The organism is Klebsiella michiganensis (genome assembly GCF_002925905.1).
In the GTDB taxonomy this organism is placed as follows: Bacteria; Pseudomonadota; Gammaproteobacteria; order Enterobacterales; family Enterobacteriaceae; genus Klebsiella; species Klebsiella michiganensis.
This window is the reverse complement of sequence record NZ_PRDB01000008.1, coordinates 265,703-283,119: the sequence shown is the minus strand read 5'-3', so window position 1 is coordinate 283,119 and position 17,417 is coordinate 265,703. Positions and strand designations below refer to the sequence as shown.

The following is a 17,417-nucleotide window of genomic DNA, read 5'->3' as shown; positions in this document are numbered from 1 at the left end:
GGCTTGGCGCTGAAATGGGTAAACTGCTGCTGAAAGGCGGCAAGTACGCCGGCTTTGCCCTGGGTCACCAGCAGCAGTTCAGGCTGATAGCGTTCGGTCACGCTGGCGATTCCGTAGGCTAAATCATCACTGCCGCTGATGAATACCAGCTCCTCTTCCGACAGCTTCACCACGTTGGCCATGCGCAGGGCGCGATCGAGGCAGGCGTGCAGCAGCTCCTGATCCTGCCAGAGGTCCGGGCGGATATTGGGGTCAAAGCTGACCCGGCCGCCGGCATGTTTGATGCTTTCCATCGCCGAGAAGGTGGTGCTGCGGCTGGGCTCGGCGCTGAGCGCGATGGAGCAGACGTGCAGCCACTGGTTGGCGGTAAACTGCGGCAGGTCTTCTTCCGCCAGAAACAGGTCCGCGCTGGGGCGCACCATAAAGGTAAAGGTACGTTCCCCCTGATCGTCAAGGTCGACCACCACGGTGGAGGTACGGTGCTGGCCGTCGAGGCGCATATGGCTGACGTCGACCTGCTCCTGTTGCAGGGTATGGCGCATAAAGCGGCCAAACGGATCGTCGCCGACGCGGCCGATAAATCCGCTGTCGCCGCCAAGGCGGGCGATACCGACCGCCACGTTAGCCGGGGCGCCGCCGGGGCAGCGCAGCAGGCGGCCTTCGCTCTCCGGCAGCAGGTCCACTACCGCGTCTCCCAGAACCCAAACTTTTGCATTCATGTTGAAAATTCTCCATAGCTAAACTTAATTAAACCGGTTTAGCACATTAAAGCATAGCGACAGAATGAGGGGAACGTCACGGGCGGAAAAGTGCCAATCAGGACATAAAAACGTGAGCTGGTTAGCAAAAGAGCGATGATTCGGCCAGGCGGGAGGGGCTTACGGTGGCGGCGGGCGAGATGGCGGCATAACGCGGTAGGCCGGAGAGGCGCAGCGCGCCGCCTCCGGAAAAGCCCTGGAGAGAGGGGATCTCAGGGCTTGATGTTCAACGCCGCAGCCGCTTAAGCCCCCGCCGCCAGACCGTCGATAATCACCTGCATCACCCCCTGAGAACAGGGCTCGATGCGCCCGCGCACGCCGTAAACCGCCGCCAGAGCCTGCGGGGTAATCACCTCGGCCGGCGCGCCGTCCCCCAGCAGTTGTCCCTCTTTCAACATCAGCACGTGATCCGCGTGGCGCAGGGCGATATTGATGTCGTGAACCACCACCAGCGTGATGATGTTGCGCCTCTGCGTCTCCTCACGCACCAGATCCATCACGTGGAACTGATAGTTTAAATCCAGCGCGCTAAGGGGCTCATCCAGCAGCAGCAGGGCTGGCTGACGGATAAGCGATTGCGCCAGGCCGACGAGCTGCTTCTGCCCGCCGGATAGCCGGTCGAGGTAGCTCAGCGCCAGATGTTCAATGCCTAGCTGGCGCAGCAGAGACATCACCTGTGCCTGATTTTCCGGGCTGTGCGCTCCTCCGGCGGCGCGTTGAGCGACAATAATCGACTCCAGCACCCGCAAGTGCACGCCGGCGGGCAGCGTCTGCGGCAGGTAGACCACTTTTTCCGCACGCCGGGCAAAGGGGAGGGCAAGCAGATTCTCACCGTCCAGCGACAGCTCGCCCGCGGACGGCCCCAGCCCGGCCATCGCCCGCATCAGGGTGGATTTCCCGCTGCCGTTGGGGCCGAGCAGCGCGGTGATTTTACCGCGCTGCAGCCGCGGTACCGTCAGGTCGCGAATCACCTGACGTCTGGGATAACCGGCGCTGAAATGGGTCAGCGCCAGTCCGGATACAACATGGCTCATACGTGCCCCCGATGGCGCAAAATAATGCTCAGGAAAAAAGGCACCCCCACCAGCGAGGTGACGATGCCCACCGGAATCACTGCGCCGGGAATCAGGTTTTTTGCCGCAACCGAAGCCAGCGACAGGACGAGGGCGCCGATTAACGCGCTGGCCGGCAGGTAAAAGCGGTGATCTTCGCCGAAAACCAGCCTGGCGATATGCGGCGCCACCAGGCCGATAAAACCGATTGGGCCAACGAACGCCACCGAAATCGCCGACAGAACGCTGATGCGCAGCAGGGTGGTCAGGCGCAGGCGGCGCACGTTGATGCCGAAGCTGACGGCCCGGTCCTCGCCGAGGCGCAGCGCGGTCAGCTTCCACGCGCTGCGCATTGATAGCGGCATGACGACCGCCAGTATCGCAAGCAGGATCCCCACCTTTTGCCATGAAGCGCGGTCAATGCTGCCCATCGTCCAGAACACCAGCCCCTGGAGGGTATCTTCGTTGGCGACAAACTGCAGCATCGAGACCAGCGCATTGAAGGTAAACACCAGCGCGATCCCGAACAGAATGACGCCGGAGGTGGCGACCTGGGTCCAGCGCGTAATGCCGTCCAGAAGCAGCGCCGCCAGCAGGGCGAAGATAAAAGCGTTGGCCGAGACAAACCACTGGCCGGGAATGCCGGGAATCCCTATCCCCAGCACGATAGCCAGCGCCGCGCCGAATGCCGCCGCCGAGGAGACGCCGAGCGTAAACGGGCTCGCCAGCGGATTGTTAAGGATGGTCTGCATTTCCGCCCCGGCGAGGCCGAGAGCCAGGCCGACGACGATCGCCATCAGCGCATAGGGCATGCGGATATCCCAGACGATCGCCCGCGTCCCGGCGCTGGCGCTGGCCGGGTCGGTAAGGGTTTGCCAAAGCGCCTGCAGCGACAGGCCGGATGGCCCCATCACGAAGTCGAGCAGCAGCGAGGCGACAATCAACAGCGTCAGCAGCAGCAGCATGATGGCGCGGCGGCGCACAATGTGACGGTAGTTTGCCATTACGTCACGGCTATCGACGCCGAACGCGACGATATCGGATTCAGGAGAGAGACTCATGGCTAATTACTCACCTTGTTGCCAGGAAAAAACAAACGGCAGATCGGGAAGGGTGGTGAAATGACGGACAATGTAGTGCCAGCTATCGTCAGGGTTGAGGTCGCTGAAGGTCTGGGGATAGATATCCTTCGCCAGATACGCCATCCCGACGATATTCCACGGATGGTTGTAGAAGTGGTGGTAAATGCCGTAAGCGCGTTTTGCTTCAATCGTCGGGATGTTGCTCACGCCGGTGCGCGACAGCAGCCGCTCCGCCTGACGATTGACCTCCTGGGGATCGGCCTGTAAACCGAGCGGCAGCACCTGGCTATTCCCGCGTTTTGAACCGGTCATAATATAGGCATCCGGCTTCATGCTAATCACTTTTTCCAGCGACACAAAGCCGGAAGCGCCCGGCAGCAGCTGCGAGCCGATATTGTTCGCGCCGACGGCTTCGACCAGACCGCCCCAGCCGTTGTGGCCGTGGGTAAAGCAGCAGGCATCGCTATTACCCGCCAGCGCCTCGACAAAAACGTTAGCCTTCGGCGTGATGTTCGCGGTTTTCTGGCGGATGGCGTCCAGCTGCTGACGGTAATAGTCGGTATAGGCTTTGGCGTTTTCTTCACGGTTAAGGACTTTCCCCAGCAGATCGATACTCGGGGCGGTGTCTTTGCCGGGGTTGATTTCATAATCGACGAACAGCACGGGAATATTCAGCGCGCTGAGCTTGCTGATGACACCGCTCTCCTCCAGCGCGGGCTTCGCGCGAAGCTGGGCGATCATCAGGTCCGGCTGGCGGGAAATGACGCTCTCAAGGTCAACGTTGCCCTTATCGCTAAAGCCCATATCGAGGATCTGAGCGGATTGCGGCCACTTCTCTTGCAGCATTTTCCAGGTATTGATGTCCTGTTTTCTGGCCAGGTTATTCCATGCCACGACGCGCCTGAAGGGGTTGTCGCGGTCGAGCAGGGCCATGGCCATAATATCGCGACCATCCTGCAGGATAATGCGCTGTGGCTCATGCTGGAGCGTAATCGCGCGGCCGACGAGATCGGTGACGGTGAGCGGATATTGCGCGGCAAAGCTACAGAGAGGAGTGGAAATCAGGGCAGTAAGGATGAACGAACCTACTGATTTTCTTGCCATAATATGCGTTCCGTTTGCTAATTTATAAATATAATGATTCTGAGAATTATTCTCGTGTAAACATAAACGGCAAGTATATCAACGGCAAATGACTTAAAATGTAACAAATTTGTTGGAATTTATTCGCGCATTCAGAAGCGGGACGCGGCAGACCAAAAGTCGATAGAAAAGTCCGAAATCAGTTTTAAGAACAATCCCTAAAGCCAGACGGTAAAATCTTGTGCCATGCTAAATGCGACTCATAACATTAAGTTCGTTAGCGAGAGAGGACATTATGAAAAAAGCAATGATTGCGTTATCTGCGATTCTGGTAGCAGCTCCTGTTTTTGCTGCAACAACGACACACGCAACCGACGATACCGTCGCGGCGGCCCATGAAGGGGCGAATACCGCGAAAGAAAAACTGCACGAGGCCCAGCACCAGGGTGAAGAGCAGCAGCTGAAAGCCAAACACGCGGCAGAAGGCAAAAGCGACAGCGTAGGCAGCGAAGTCAGCGAAGGCGCGCAGAAAACCTGGAATAAGACCAAAGAAGGAACTGAGAAGGGCTGGAACGCGACCAAAGAAGGCACCGAAAAAGGCTGGAATAAGACCAAAGAGGTCAGCAAAGAAGGCTGGGATAAAACCAAGCAGGGTGCCGAAGAGCTAAAAACCAAAGTCACTGAGTAATCTCTGGCTATTTTCTAAAAAAGGTCGCGAAAGCGGCCTTTTTTGTTATTTGGTGCGCTTTGTTCAGCGTCGGGATAATATTTTTAAAACGTTATAATGCTCTCTCCCTGAATTTTTAGCCGCACTGCGGCGGCAGGTTCATAAGTCCCCGGGAGCACCGGTCGCCAGGTGAACGGGGGAATGCATCCAGCCAGGACATGCGCCTTAAAAGATGAAAGGTATAAGCCAGGAATTGTCCTGGTTATATTGTTACTCACTATTCCTCCACATTTTCCCGGTACAAAGGAAATATATCAGGAGGTGTATTATGAAAAAGATTCTTTCACTGGCGATTATTCTATCTTGTGCTTTGACTTCCGTCTCCTGGGCGGATGGTCCTGGCGGCAACAACCACGGTCAGCAGCAGGTCTGGCAGCAAGACGCCGGCCGCGGCGGCCCGGACGGCAACCGTCAGCAGGGGCCGGGCAAGGGGCCGCAGGCCAACAATCATCAGGGTAACGACGATAACCGTGGCCCGTCGCGCGGTGACAAGGGGCCGCAGGGTAACTCTCATCAGGAGCGCCATGAGCGGGACCATTTCGCGTGGAACGGCCATGATTTTCGCAAAGGTCAGCCGGCTCCGGAACGTTATCGCGGCAATGATTACCGGATAAACGACTGGAACGATCGCGGATTACCGGCACCGCCGCACGGGCAGCACTGGTCCTATATTGACGGTAACTATGTGCTGATTGCCGCCGCGACCGGGATTATTACGTCGATCCTGATTAACGGCGCGCTGAGCCACTAACCTTTTCTGCTTTAACCTCGCAACCGCCTCCTCCGGAGGCGGTGCTGTGCACCTGTTCGCGCTACCGATTTCCCCGCGTCTGAGGGACGGTAGTCCGGCCAGCCTGGCGCTATTGGGCACTGCCCACCCGCCCCTGTTCTCACATCAAATCCGCTTAAAAACCGCAAAGTTGAAAATATCATCCTTGCGCCTCTTCTTTGATGTTTTATCTGCTTATTTAGGCTTTATAAATGAGTATTGTGCTTCATGATTAATAAAAGGCAGAGAATGTAAGACGTTTCCTGGTTCAGGTGATAGTAAAACTCGTCCGCTTCGCCGTTAAATCGCTATGAATAAATCAGATGAAAACCCCGCGCGGAATAAGAAATCCTGCTTGCAATAAACCCTTAGCACGTTAAGTTATTAAAGCTTAGCACCTGATTCTATATCCCGGAGACCGGCATGACCGACTGTGTAATTCCTGAAATTAAAGCCACCGAAGATGAAATGATTGCGATCCGTCATTATTTGCACGCCCATCCGGAATTAAGCCTGGAAGAGTTTAATACCAGCGAGCTGGTGGCCGGAAAACTGACCGAGTGGGGCTATACGGTGACCCGCGGGCTGGCGAAAACCGGGGTGGTAGGAACGTTAAGCAAGGGCGATTCGCCGCGTACTATCGGCCTGCGCGCCGACATGGACGCGCTGCCGATTTTCGAAGCGACCGATCTCCCGTGGGCCAGCACCGTGGCCGGAAAAATGCACGCCTGCGGCCACGACGGCCACACTACCATTCTGCTGGCGGCGGCGAAATATATCGCCTCGCCGGCCTGCCAGTTCAACGGCACGGTACACCTGATTTTCCAGCCCGCGGAAGAAGCGATCGGCGGCGCGGATTTAATGATCAAAGACGGCCTGTTTGAGCGCTTTCCCTGCGAGCGCATCTTCGGCCTGCATAATATGCCGGGCCTGCCGGTGGGGAAAATCGGCTTTTACGCCGGGAATTTTATGGCCTCGGCGGATACGGTAAAAATCACCATTACCGGCTACGGCGGCCACGGCGCGCACCCCGAGCGCACCGTCGATCCCATTGTTACCGGCGCGGCGCTGGTGATGAATCTGCAAAGCATCGTTGCGCGTAACGTACCGCCGGGCGAAACCGCGGTGGTGAGCGTCGGCACCTTCCAGGCGGGTATCGCCTCCAACGTCATCCCTGAGAACGTGGTGATGGAGCTGAGCGTGCGGGCGATGAAGCCGGAAATTCGCGACCTGCTGATTACGCGGATCAAGGAGCTCGCTGATTTTACCGCCAAAAGCTACGGCGCCAGCAGCGAGGTAGCGGTTTTTGACTCCTATCCGGTACTGACCAACAGCGTCGAAGAGACCGAATTCGCCAAAGCGCTGGCGCTGGACGTCTTTGGCAAGGAGGGCGTGCTGGAATCCATTTCGCCGATGAACGCCAGCGAAGATTTCGCCTTTATGCTCCAGCAGCGCCCCGGCTGCTACTTCCTGCTGGGCAATGGCGAGAAAGGCGGGAAGGGCAGCTGTATGGTGCACAACCCCGGCTATGACTTTAATGATGACATTATTTCTACCGGCGCGACGCTGTTCGCCCGGTTAGTTGAAACACACTGCCGTTGATCTCTGGAGTCCGTAAATAATGAAAAAATCTCTTCTGCTGTGGGTCGCGCTGATGGCCTCAACTTCAGCCCTGGCCGCAGAAAATAAGGAAATTCGCTTTGGCGTCGATCCGACTTTCGCGCCGTTTGAATGGAAAGATCCGCAGGGTAAGCTGGCGGGTTTTGATATTGACCTCGGCAACGCGATTTGCGCCCAGCTGCAGGCGAAGTGCGTGTGGGTGGAAAGCAACTTCGACGGCATTATTCCGGCGCTGAAGGCGCGTAAGTTCGACGCGATCCTCTCCGGCATGTATATGACCGAGAAGCGTAAAGAGCAGATCGGCTTTAGCGACAAGCTGTACAACGGCCCGGTGTTCCTCGTGGCGCGTAAAAACACCCTGGCCGGGAATACCGTCGAGCAGCTGAAGGGCAAAACCATCGGCGTAGAGCAGGGCTCGGCGCAGGAGACTTACGTTAACCAGCACTGGCGCACGGCCGGGATCAATATCGTCGCCTATCAGGGGGCGGATCGCGTGGTTCAGGATCTGGAGTCCGGGCGTATTGACGGCGCGGTGCTTTCCGGGATGATGGCCGACTACAGCTTCCTGCAGCAGCCGCAGGGTAAAGATTTTGCCTTCGTTGGCGGCCACCTGAAGGACGACAAGCTGTTCGGCGCCGGCGCGGCGATTGGCCTGCGCAAAGAGGACGATGCTCTGCGCCAGGAGATAAACGGCGCGATTGCCACTATTCTCGCCGACGGCACCTATAAAAAGTTAGCCGGGAAATATTTTAGCTTTGACGTCTATTCCGGGACATAATGTTGTTATGCATTCAGCGGGCACGGATAGCCCGCTTCAAGCTTCCTTTTCTTACTATCCCGTAATTGTCCTTTTCTGGCCCTCACGGCGTTCCGAAGGATACTGAATATAAGCGATAAGGAGTGAACGGCATGATGACACGTCCCTTGGGCAAAACCGGATTTTCCATCGCCCCGCTGGTGTTTGGCGGTAACGTTTTTGGCTGGACCATCGATGAAAAAACCAGTTTTGCCATTCTTGATGCGTTTATAGACCACGGCTTCGATGCTATCGACACGGCGGATGTCTACTCCCGCTGGGCGGATGGCAACCAGGGCGGCGAGTCTGAAACCATTATCGGCCGCTGGCTACAGGCGCGGCCAGGCATGCGCGATAAGGTAAAGCTCTTCACCAAAGTGGGTTCCGATTTAGGCCTTCCCGGTCATAAAGGGTTGAAAAAAGCCTGGATCCAGCAGGCGGTGGACGACTCCCTGCGACGCCTGAATACCGATTATATTGACCTCTATTTCGCCCACTGGCCGGACCCGGAAACGCCGGTCGCCGAAACCCTCGACGCCTTCCACGCCCTACAGCAGGCGGGGAAAATCCGCGCCATGGGCGCCTCGAACCTCGATGCGCAGCAGCTTTCAGGCGCGCTGGAGGTGTCGCGTAAAAGCGGCCTGCCGGCCTGGCAGGTGCTGCAGCCGGAATACAATCTTTATCATCGCTCGGCTTTTGAGGGCGCGCTCTGCGACCTGTGCATCAGCCGCGATATCGGCGTGGTGACCTACTACAGCCTGGCGTCCGGCTTCCTGACCGGCAAATACCGCCAGCAGTCCGACCTGGCGCAAAGCCAGCGCGGGGGCGGTATCGGCAAATATCTCAATCCTCGCGGGCTGCGTATTGTCGATACCCTGGTTGAAGTGGCGGAGCAAAGCGGCGCTAAACCTGCCGAAGTCGCGCTGGCCTGGCTGATGAGCCGCGACGGCGTGACGGCGCCCATCGCCAGCGCCACCAGCCTCGCTCAGGTGGAGAGCTTTGCTCGCGCCGCCGCGCTGAGCCTGAGCGCCGGGCAGCTGGCGCGTCTGGATACCGCCAGCGCGTAGTGATTGAGGCCGGAGCCTGTCGGGTTCCGGCCTTTTGTCTCTCCGCGTTTTGCTGCGCGCGCTTCCTCACCTTTCGCCCAAACCTCTGCGGCGAATCCCTTTCAGCGAAAAATGAAACGTTTTTCCAGACGGCAAAAGCCAGGCTTGATTACGATAAGATAATGCGTATAGTTCTCATTCTTCTTCTTGTTTGCGGTTTTGTCAGGAGATAACCTGCGTACGTCGCGGGCTCACAGGGAAACGGCGAAGGCACTGGATGGGGCTCACAGGCGCAAGACCGGAAACGCGAATTTCGGCGGCGGAGTCACTATCGGATCGTTGATTTTGTTCAGGACTGATCTTATGAAACGCACTCTCCCGGCGCTGGCCGTCTCTGCCAACTTAAGCGGCTGCGCCGCACCGGCTTTCCCGCTGCGGAAAACGCTACTGGCGTTAACCGTTGGCGCAATCTCCCATTCGGCAACGGCGGCGGAAAACGTCGCCGAACGCCAGAAAAGCGAAGAAACGATGGTCGTTCAGGCCGCATCCGCCAGCGATTTTAAAGCCGGCGGCGATTTGATAGTGCCCGCCTATCTCGATGGTCAGATAGCCAACGGCGGCCGTCTCGGGATGCTCGGCGAACAAAACGCGATGGACGTTCCGTTTAGCATCATCGGCTATACCTCGAAGCTTATCGAGGATCAGCAGGCGAAAACCATCGCCGATGTGGTCAGCAACGATGCCGGGGTTCAGCCGGTGCAGGGCTACGGTAACTACGCCGAGACCTACCGCATTCGCGGCCTTAAATTTGACGGCGATGATATGACCCTGAGCGGGCTGGCGGGCGTGGTGCCGCGTCAGGTGGTGGATACCGCCATGCTTGAGCGGGTCGAAATTTTTAAAGGCGCCAACGCTCTGCTTAACGGTGCGGCCAGCTCCGGCGTCGGCGGGATGATCAACCTGGAGCCTAAGCGCGCGGAAGATACCCCGACCGCCCGCGTGGGCGTCGACTATACCTCGGATTCTCAGGTCGGCGGTACGCTGGATTTGGGCCGCCGCTTTGGCGACGACAACCAGTTCGGCGCGCGGGTGAATCTGGTGCACCGCGAAGGCGAGGCGGCGGTGGAGAGTGATAAGCGCAGAACCACGCTGGCCTCCATAGGGCTCGATTATCGCGGCGAACGGATGCGCAGCTCGTTTGACTTTGGCTATCAGAAAAAAACCTTCCACGGTAGCCCGATGGGCATCAACATTTCGGGCGTCGATTTTATTCCGCGCCTGCCGGATAACACCCACAACTACACGCAAAAATGGGCTTACAGCGATATCGAAAATGAGTTCGGTATGCTGAGAATGGAATACGACATTGTCGATAAATGGACCGCCTACGCCGCTCTGGGGGCGCAGCATGCCCATGAAATCGGTCTCTATAGCGCCTCGAAGCTGATTGACCGGGCGGGCAACGCCACGGCGGGGCGCCTGGACACCAACCGCTATATGGATACCGCCAGCGGCATGGCCGGGATACGCGGCGAATTCGCCACCGGTTTTGTGTCGCACAAGGTCAACGTCGGCTATTCGGCGAAAACCCAGAACGACAAAACCGCGTGGCGGATGTCGAAGGCGGCGGATAATCCGCTGGTGAATATCTACGATACCCGTCCGGTTGCGCCCCCGGCGAACGCATCATTCGGCGGCGACTATGGCGATCCGCTCACCAGCGGCCGCACCCGTTCCCAGGGCTGGCTGCTGAGCGACACCCTCGGCGTGCTGGACGATACGCTGCTGTTCACCGTCGGCGCCCGTCATCAAAAAGTGGTGGTGCGCAACTACGATAAAGTCACCGGCCTGCAAAGCGATGCGTATGACGATAGCCGCTGGATGCCGACCTATGGCGTGGTCTATAAGCCGTGGCAGGTTCTCTCTTTATACGCTAACCATACCGAAGCCCTGCAGCCGGGCAGCAATGCGCCAACCTCCGCCGCTAACTATGGGGAAAGCGTCGGAATTATTCACTCAAAACAAAACGAAGTCGGGATGAAGGCGGATTTTGGCCGCATTGGCGGCTCGCTGGCGCTGTTTGAAATTAAAATGCCTTCCGCCTTCCTGGATAGCCAGAAACGCTATGGCCTTAACGGCGAGCAGCGCAATCGCGGCGTGGAATTTAACGTTTTCGGCGAACCGCTGTACGGCCTGCGCCTTAACGCCAGCGCGACCTGGCTGAAAGCCGAACTGTCGAAAACCAAGGATGGCGTCAATGATGGTAAAACGGCCATCGGCGTACCGGGCTTCTACGCGGTGCTTGGCGCAGAGTATGACATCAAACCTATCGACGGCCTGACCGCCACCGCACGCCTCAATCACTCGGGTTCGCAGTATGCCGACCAGGCGAACAGCAAGAAGATTGATAGCTTCACGACCCTGGATCTCGGCGTGCGCTATCGTCTGGCGCTTAACGAGAACCAGAATCAGATGACGGTACGCGCGGGCGTCGATAACGTGACGGATGAGAACTACTGGTCCGGCGCAGACGACAGCGGAACCTATCTGTTCCGCGGCGAACCGCGCACGTTCAAGGTTTCGGTCGGCTACGAATTTTAAGGCAAAACCGCAGGAGCGGGCAGGGCGGCTCGCCGGTTGTAATAAATCAATGAATGTATAAAGCCAGGGCATCTGCGGCTTGAAGTATGACGATTTTATACCCTAAATAATTCGAGTTGCAGGAAGGCGGCGACGCAGGGAATCCCCAGGAGCTTACTCCAGTAAGTGACTGGGGTGAGCGAGAAAAGCCAACGCACATGCAGCTTGAAGTATGACGGGTATAAGTGTTAAAAGGTGCCCCTTCATATATACACACAGGGGAGCGACGTGAAAGACGCGTCAACATCGTCGGATGCCGTAGAGGAAAGCGGCCCGACGCTTCATCGCGGTTTACAGAACCGACATATTCAACTTATCGCCCTTGGCGGCGCCATCGGTACCGGCCTGTTTCTCGGCATCGGGCCGGCGATTCAAATGGCGGGACCGGCCGTACTGCTCGGCTATGCCGTCGCCGGGATCGTTGCCTTTCTGATCATGCGCCAGCTGGGCGAAATGGTCGTCGAAGAACCGGTTTCAGGCTCCTTTGCCCACTTTGCTTATAAATACTGGGGCCCGTTCGCCGGTTTTCTTTCCGGCTGGAACTACTGGGTGATGTTCGTGCTGGTCGGGATGGCGGAGCTGACCGCCGCCGGGATCTATATGCAGTACTGGCTGCCGGATGTGCCGACGTGGATCTGGGCCGCCGCGTTCTTCATCATTATCAACGCCGTAAACCTGGTGAACGTGCGCCTGTACGGCGAAGCGGAGTTCTGGTTCGCGCTGATTAAGGTGCTGGCGATTATCGGCATGATCGGCTTTGGCCTGTGGATGCTGTTCGGCGGACACGGCGGCAGCAAGGCGGGAATCGATAACCTGTGGAAACACGGCGGTTTCTTCGCCACCGGCTGGCACGGCCTGATCGTGTCGCTGGCGGTGATCATGTTCTCCTTCGGCGGACTGGAGCTTATCGGCATTACCGCCGCGGAAGCGCAGAACCCGGAAAAGAGCATCCCGAAAGCGGTCAACCAGGTGGTATACCGTATTCTGCTGTTTTATATCGGCTCGCTGGTGGTTCTGCTGGCGCTCTATCCGTGGGTGGAAATTAAATCCGACAGCAGCCCGTTCGTGATGATCTTTCATAATCTCGACAGCAACGTGGTTGCTTCCGCGCTGAACTTCGTGATTCTGGTAGCGTCGCTGTCGGTTTATAACAGCGGCGTTTACTCGAATAGCCGGATGCTGTTCGGTCTGTCGGTACAGGGCAATGCGCCGAAGTTTCTCGCCCGCGTCAGCAAGCGAGGCGTGCCGGTTAACTCCCTGCTGCTCTCGGGGATTATCACCTCGCTGGTGGTGCTGCTTAACTATCTGCTGCCGCAGAAAGCCCTCGGCCTGCTGATGGCGCTGGTGGTAGCGACGCTGCTGCTGAACTGGATTATGATCTGCCTGGCGCACCTCAAGTTCCGCGCCGCCCAGCGGCGCAAAGGGCGCGAATCGAAGTTTAAAGCCCTGCTGTCGCCCGCCAGCAACTATACCTGTATCGCCTTTCTGGGGCTGATCCTGGTGCTGATGTGCACCATTGACGGAATGCGCCTGTCGGCGATTCTGCTGCCGGTGTGGATCCTGTTCCTGTTTGTGGCCTTTAAAACCCTGCGCCGTTCGGCGTAGCACGATCGCCCCGTCGTCCGGCGGGGCATTATCTCTTTTTATTGTGATCTTCTTCGCGCTTAGCGTATTTTGCGCGCGACCTTCTTTTTGTAATCGATTACTTTTTATTTGAGCGTATTTGTAATCGATTACTTTTTGAGGGCGGTCGAAATGGTCACAACAACCGAAGGTCGTGAAAGTCCCCGCGTAGCCCACCGTTTTCTGGTGCCGCGGCTGTCGTTAATGATGTTTATGCAGTTCTTTATCTGGGGTAGCTGGTCGGTGACGCTGGGGCTGGTGATGACCCGCTATGAGATGTCGCTGCTGATCGGCGATGCTTTCTCCGCCGGGCCGATTGCCTCTATTCTCTCGCCGTTTGTGCTGGGAATGCTGGTCGATCGCTTTTTCGCTTCGCAGAAGGTGATGGCGGTGATGCATCTGGCCGGAGCGGTTATTCTGTGGTTTGTCCCGCAGGCGCTGGTGGCGCAAAACGGCGCGCTGCTGATTGGCCTGCTGTTCGGCTACACCCTGTGCTATATGCCGACGCTGGCGCTGACCAACAACATCGCTTTCCACAGCCTGGCGAACGTCGATAAAACCTTTCCGGTGGTGCGCGTCTTCGGCACCATCGGCTGGATTATCGCCGGTATCTTCATCGGCGTCACCGGTATCTCCGATACCACCGGCATTTTTACCCTGGCGGCGCTCTGCTCGGCGGCGTTGGCCGTTTATAGCCTGACGCTTCCGCACACGCCGGCGCCGGCGAAAGGGACGCCGGTCCAGTTTCGCGATCTGCTGTGCGCCGACGCTTTCGCGCTGCTGAAAACGCGCCACTTCCTGATTTTCTCCCTCTGCGCGACGCTGATTTCGATTCCGCTGGGGACCTACTACGCCTATACCGCCTCTTATCTGGCGGATGCCGGCATCGCGGACGTCAGCACCGCGATGTCGTTCGGTCAGATGTCAGAAATTTTCTTTATGCTGGTGATCCCGCTGCTGTTCCGCCGCCTCGGGGTGAAATACATGCTGCTGATCGGCATGGCGGCGTGGTTTGTGCGCTACGCCTTCTTTGCGCTGGGGGTCAGCGAAGAGGGGCGCTTCCTGCTCTATCTCGGCATCCTGCTGCACGGCGTGTGCTATGACTTTTTCTTTGTTGTCGGCTTTATCTATACCGACCGCGTGGCCGGTGAAAAAGTGAAGGGCCAGGCGCAAAGCATGATCGTGATGTTCACCTACGGTATCGGCATGCTGCTGGGGTCGCAGATCTCCGGCGCGCTGTACAACCATCTGGTGGCAGGCCAGAGCGTACCGCAGGCGTGGGTGACCTTCTGGTGGATCCCGGCGGTGGCCGCTGCGGTTATCGCGCTGATTTTCCTTTTCTCTTTCCAGTACAACGAGAAAGAGCAGCGTTAATTTTTCAGGAGGTGGTATGAAAACAATCAAAGGACCGGGCATTTTCCTGGCGCAGTTTATCGGCGCGCAGGCGCCGTTTAATACCCTGGAGGGCCTGGCGCAGTGGGCCGCCGGTTTGGGCTATCAGGCACTGCAGATCCCCTGTAACCATCCGGCGATTTTCGACGTTGAACGCGCCGCCGCGAGCCAGACCTACTGCGATGAGGTGAGCGGCATCCTGGCGGAACAGGGCCTGGCGTTCGGCGAGCTGTCCACCCATCTTGAGGGGCAGCTGGTGGCCGTTCATCCGGCTTATGATAAGGCCTTTGACGCGTTTGCGCCCGCCGCGCTGCGCGGTAACCCACAGGCGCGCCAGCAGTGGGCGGTAGAAAAAGTGCGCCAGGCGGCGGTGGCCTCGGCGCGTCTGGGGCTGAAGGCGCATGCCACCTTTTCCGGGGCGCTGGCGTGGCCTTATTTTTATCCGTGGCCGCCGCATAATCAGCCGCTTCTCGATGAGGCTTTTGATGAACTGGCTCGGCGCTGGCGACCGCTGCTGGACGTTTTTGACGAGCAGGGCGTGGATGTCTGCTACGAAATCCATCCCGGCGAAGACCTGCATGACGGCGTGACCTTCGAGCGTTTCTTGCAGCGGGTCGATAACCATCCGCGCTGCAATATGCTCTATGACCCCAGCCACCTTCATCTTCAGCAGATGGACTACCTGGCGTATATCGATATCTATCATTCGCGAATCAAAGCGTTTCACGTCAAAGATGCCGAATTCCGCCGCGACGGGCGCAGCGGGGTCTACGGCGGCTATCAGAACTGGCAGCAGCGGGCGGGGCGTTTTCGTTCGCTGGGCGATGGGCAGATCGATTTCAAAACGATTTTCAGCAAGCTCACCGAGTATGATTTTGACGGCTGGGCGGTGCTGGAGTGGGAGTGCTGCCTGAAGGACGCCGAGGTCGGCGCGCGCGAAGGCAGCGAGTTTATCCGCCGCCATATCATCCCGGTCTCCGGGCGGGCGTTTGATGATTTCGCCGCAGGCAAGGAGGAGGAATAATGATTCAGGTCGGCATTATTGGCTCCGGATTTATCGGGCCGGCGCATCTGGAAGCGCTGCGCCGGGTGGGCGACATCGAGGTGGTGGCGGTGTGCGACGGTTCGCTGGAGATGGCGCAGCAGAAGGCGCGCCAGCTCAACGTGGCGCACGCCTACGGTAGCGTTGAGGCGCTGCTGGCGCATCCCGGGCTACAGGTGGTGCATAACTGTACGCCGAACCATCTGCATGCGCGGATTAACCGACAGATCCTCTCCGCCGGACTGCACGTCTTTTCAGAAAAGCCTCTCTGCATGACCGCGGAGGAGGCCCGTGAGCTGGTGGCGCTGGCGGAAAGCGCCGGGGTGATTCATGGCGTCAGCTTTGTTTATCGCCAGTTTGCCATGGTGCAGCAGGCGGCGGCGATGATGCGCAACGGCGATGTCGGGAGGCTGTTTGCGGTGCACGGCAGCTATTTGCAGGACTGGATGCTGCTGGAGACCGACTATAACTGGCGGGTGGATTCGGCGCAGGGCGGGGCCTCGCGGGCGATGGCCGACATTGGTTCCCACTGGTGCGATACGGTGCAGTTTATGACCGGCCGACGCATTGTGGAGGTGATGGCGGACCTCTCCATCGTCTGGCCGACGCGCCAGGCGCCCGTGGCCGGTGACGCGACGTTCAGCCAGCGTCGCGATGATATCGCGTATGAAGCGCGGCCCGTCGATACCGAAGATTTGGGGTCGGTCCTGTTTCGCTTCGACGATGGCAGCAAAGGGAGCTTTATCGTTTCGCAGGTCAGCGCCGGGAGAAAAAACGGCCTGACGGTGGAGATCGGCGGCAGCCGCTGTTCGCTGGCCTGGGATCAGGAAATGCCACAGCGGCTGTGGATTGGCCATCGCCAGGGGCCAAACCAGCTGCTGAGCGACGATCCGAGCCTGATGCTCGGCGAGGCCGCCGCCAGCGCCCACTTCCCCGGCGGGCATAATGAAGGCTGGCCCGATGCGTTTAAAAATATGATGCTGAGCTTTTATCAGGCGGTGCGCGCCGGTGAGATGCCGCCGGCATCGTCACGGCGTTTCGCCTCGTTCTACGAGGGGGCGGACGTGATGTACATCATTGCGGCGATAGTGAAAAGCCATCAGCAGCAGCGCTGGGTGAAGGTGGAAAGATAAGCCGAAGGCGCGGTGCGTATTTCGCGCACCCGCTGGGTTATTTCACGCCAAAATAGCCGTCGAGATACGTTCCGGCCAGTTCATTACCGAACAGCACGGCGTCTTTATTTTCCATTTCGTTATCCCATTTATCGCTGACGTTGCCGGTAAATGCGTGCTGGGTTTTTGTGCCCTCTGCCACCTGCTGCCTGATTGCGTCGGCGGTACGGCGGGCGTCGCTTTCGCTCATCCCCGACTTTCTGTCCTGCTGGCCGCGGGCATAGATGTCGGTAAAGTTCGGCAGATTTAAGCGGTAGTTTTCCTGACGGTTACTAACGAAGTTACCGCCGACGAAATCGCTGCGGTGTGAGACAAAATAGTAAGCGTGGCGTTCCGGGGAAGATTTTGAGGAGGTACAGCCGGAAAGGGCGGCAAGCGAACAGCCGAGCGCGATAAACGCTATTTTTAGTTTCATTGATATCATCATCCATAATTATTAGAACAGGTACACCGATCATTCGGCTACAGAACAAAACGGCTAATTATGTCTGTACGGTAGCACCTGAAGACCCATGAATCCAAGGGTCTTCAGGCAGCATTTTTTAGTTCTGCGCCAGCCCGCCATCAACGTAGTCTGGTGGTTGCTGACAGCCCCTCGGACCTTATCAGCGGCAA

Annotated in this window: 15 protein-coding genes; 10 read left to right on the top strand and 5 right to left on the bottom strand. The window is 58.1% G+C overall.

The features are described 5' to 3' along the window. The 4 genes from CDA56_RS18385 to CDA56_RS18370 all read right to left on the bottom strand — a co-directional run. A partial coding sequence (locus CDA56_RS18385; RefSeq protein WP_104011388.1) for an aminoimidazole riboside kinase occupies positions 1-719 on the bottom strand: 719 nt, incomplete at its 3' end. A gap of 281 nt (positions 720-1,000) precedes the next feature. Further along, positions 1,001-1,792 carry an ABC transporter ATP-binding protein gene (locus tag CDA56_RS18380; RefSeq protein WP_025107094.1) on the bottom strand — a complete coding sequence of 264 codons (792 nt, stop codon included), beginning with the start codon at positions 1,790-1,792 and terminating at the stop codon, positions 1,001-1,003. Beyond that, on the bottom strand, positions 1,789-2,871 hold the full coding sequence (locus CDA56_RS18375; protein ID WP_032748538.1) for a FecCD family ABC transporter permease: 1,083 nt from the start codon (positions 2,869-2,871) through the stop codon (positions 1,789-1,791). Before CDA56_RS18375 ends, CDA56_RS18380 begins: the two co-directional genes overlap by 4 nt. 6 nt (positions 2,872-2,877) lie before the next feature. Next, positions 2,878-3,996, bottom strand: a complete 1,119-nt coding sequence (locus CDA56_RS18370) for an ABC transporter substrate-binding protein (protein WP_103814643.1) — start codon at positions 3,994-3,996, stop codon at positions 2,878-2,880. A 274-nt stretch (positions 3,997-4,270) separates the two neighbouring features. Between CDA56_RS18370 and CDA56_RS18360 the strand changes: the two genes are divergently transcribed. From CDA56_RS18360 to CDA56_RS18315, 10 genes are all read left to right on the top strand, one after another. Beyond that, a complete protein-coding gene (locus tag CDA56_RS18360; RefSeq protein ID WP_004130158.1) occupies positions 4,271-4,663 on the top strand; it encodes a hypothetical protein in 393 nt (130 codons plus the stop codon). A 307-nt stretch (positions 4,664-4,970) separates the two neighbouring features. Then, positions 4,971-5,453: an RcnB family protein gene (locus tag CDA56_RS18355; RefSeq protein ID WP_014228264.1), complete on the top strand. Its 483-nt coding sequence runs from the start codon at positions 4,971-4,973 to the stop codon at positions 5,451-5,453. A gap of 441 nt (positions 5,454-5,894) precedes the next feature. Beyond that, entirely contained in the window at positions 5,895-7,073 is a 1,179-nt protein-coding gene (locus tag CDA56_RS18350; RefSeq protein ID WP_103814641.1) for a M20 aminoacylase family protein, read from the top strand. Positions 7,074-7,092: 19 nt separating this feature from the next. After that, a complete protein-coding gene (locus tag CDA56_RS18345; RefSeq protein ID WP_004848539.1) occupies positions 7,093-7,869 on the top strand; it encodes an ABC transporter substrate-binding protein in 777 nt (258 codons plus the stop codon). Between the two features lie 131 nt (positions 7,870-8,000). Then, positions 8,001-8,954 carry an aldo/keto reductase gene (locus CDA56_RS18340; RefSeq protein ID WP_014228266.1) on the top strand — a complete coding sequence of 318 codons (954 nt, stop codon included), beginning with the start codon at positions 8,001-8,003 and terminating at the stop codon, positions 8,952-8,954. Positions 8,955-9,296: 342 nt separating this feature from the next. Next, entirely contained in the window at positions 9,297-11,534 is a 2,238-nt protein-coding gene (locus CDA56_RS18335; protein WP_103814638.1) for a TonB-dependent receptor, read from the top strand. Positions 11,535-11,801: 267 nt separating this feature from the next. Next, positions 11,802-13,178, top strand: coding sequence for a phenylalanine transporter (gene pheP / locus CDA56_RS18330; protein WP_103814636.1), 1,377 nt, complete (start codon positions 11,802-11,804; stop codon positions 13,176-13,178). A gap of 150 nt (positions 13,179-13,328) precedes the next feature. Continuing rightward, entirely contained in the window at positions 13,329-14,570 is a 1,242-nt protein-coding gene (locus CDA56_RS18325) for an MFS transporter (RefSeq protein WP_014228269.1), read from the top strand. Between the two features lie 16 nt (positions 14,571-14,586). Continuing rightward, positions 14,587-15,612, top strand: a complete 1,026-nt coding sequence (locus CDA56_RS18320; RefSeq protein ID WP_103814634.1) for a sugar phosphate isomerase/epimerase family protein — start codon at positions 14,587-14,589, stop codon at positions 15,610-15,612. Further along, positions 15,612-16,763 (top strand): Gfo/Idh/MocA family protein, encoded by a 1,152-nt coding sequence (locus tag CDA56_RS18315; protein WP_103814632.1) that lies wholly within the window; start codon positions 15,612-15,614, stop codon positions 16,761-16,763. The genes CDA56_RS18320 and CDA56_RS18315 overlap by 1 nt, the downstream gene beginning before the upstream one ends. A 37-nt stretch (positions 16,764-16,800) precedes the next feature. Here the strand turns inward: CDA56_RS18315 and CDA56_RS18310 are convergent, their stop codons facing one another. Then, entirely contained in the window at positions 16,801-17,217 is a 417-nt protein-coding gene (locus tag CDA56_RS18310) for an Exc2 family lipoprotein (protein WP_014228272.1), read from the bottom strand. Positions 17,218-17,417 lie beyond the last annotated feature (200 nt).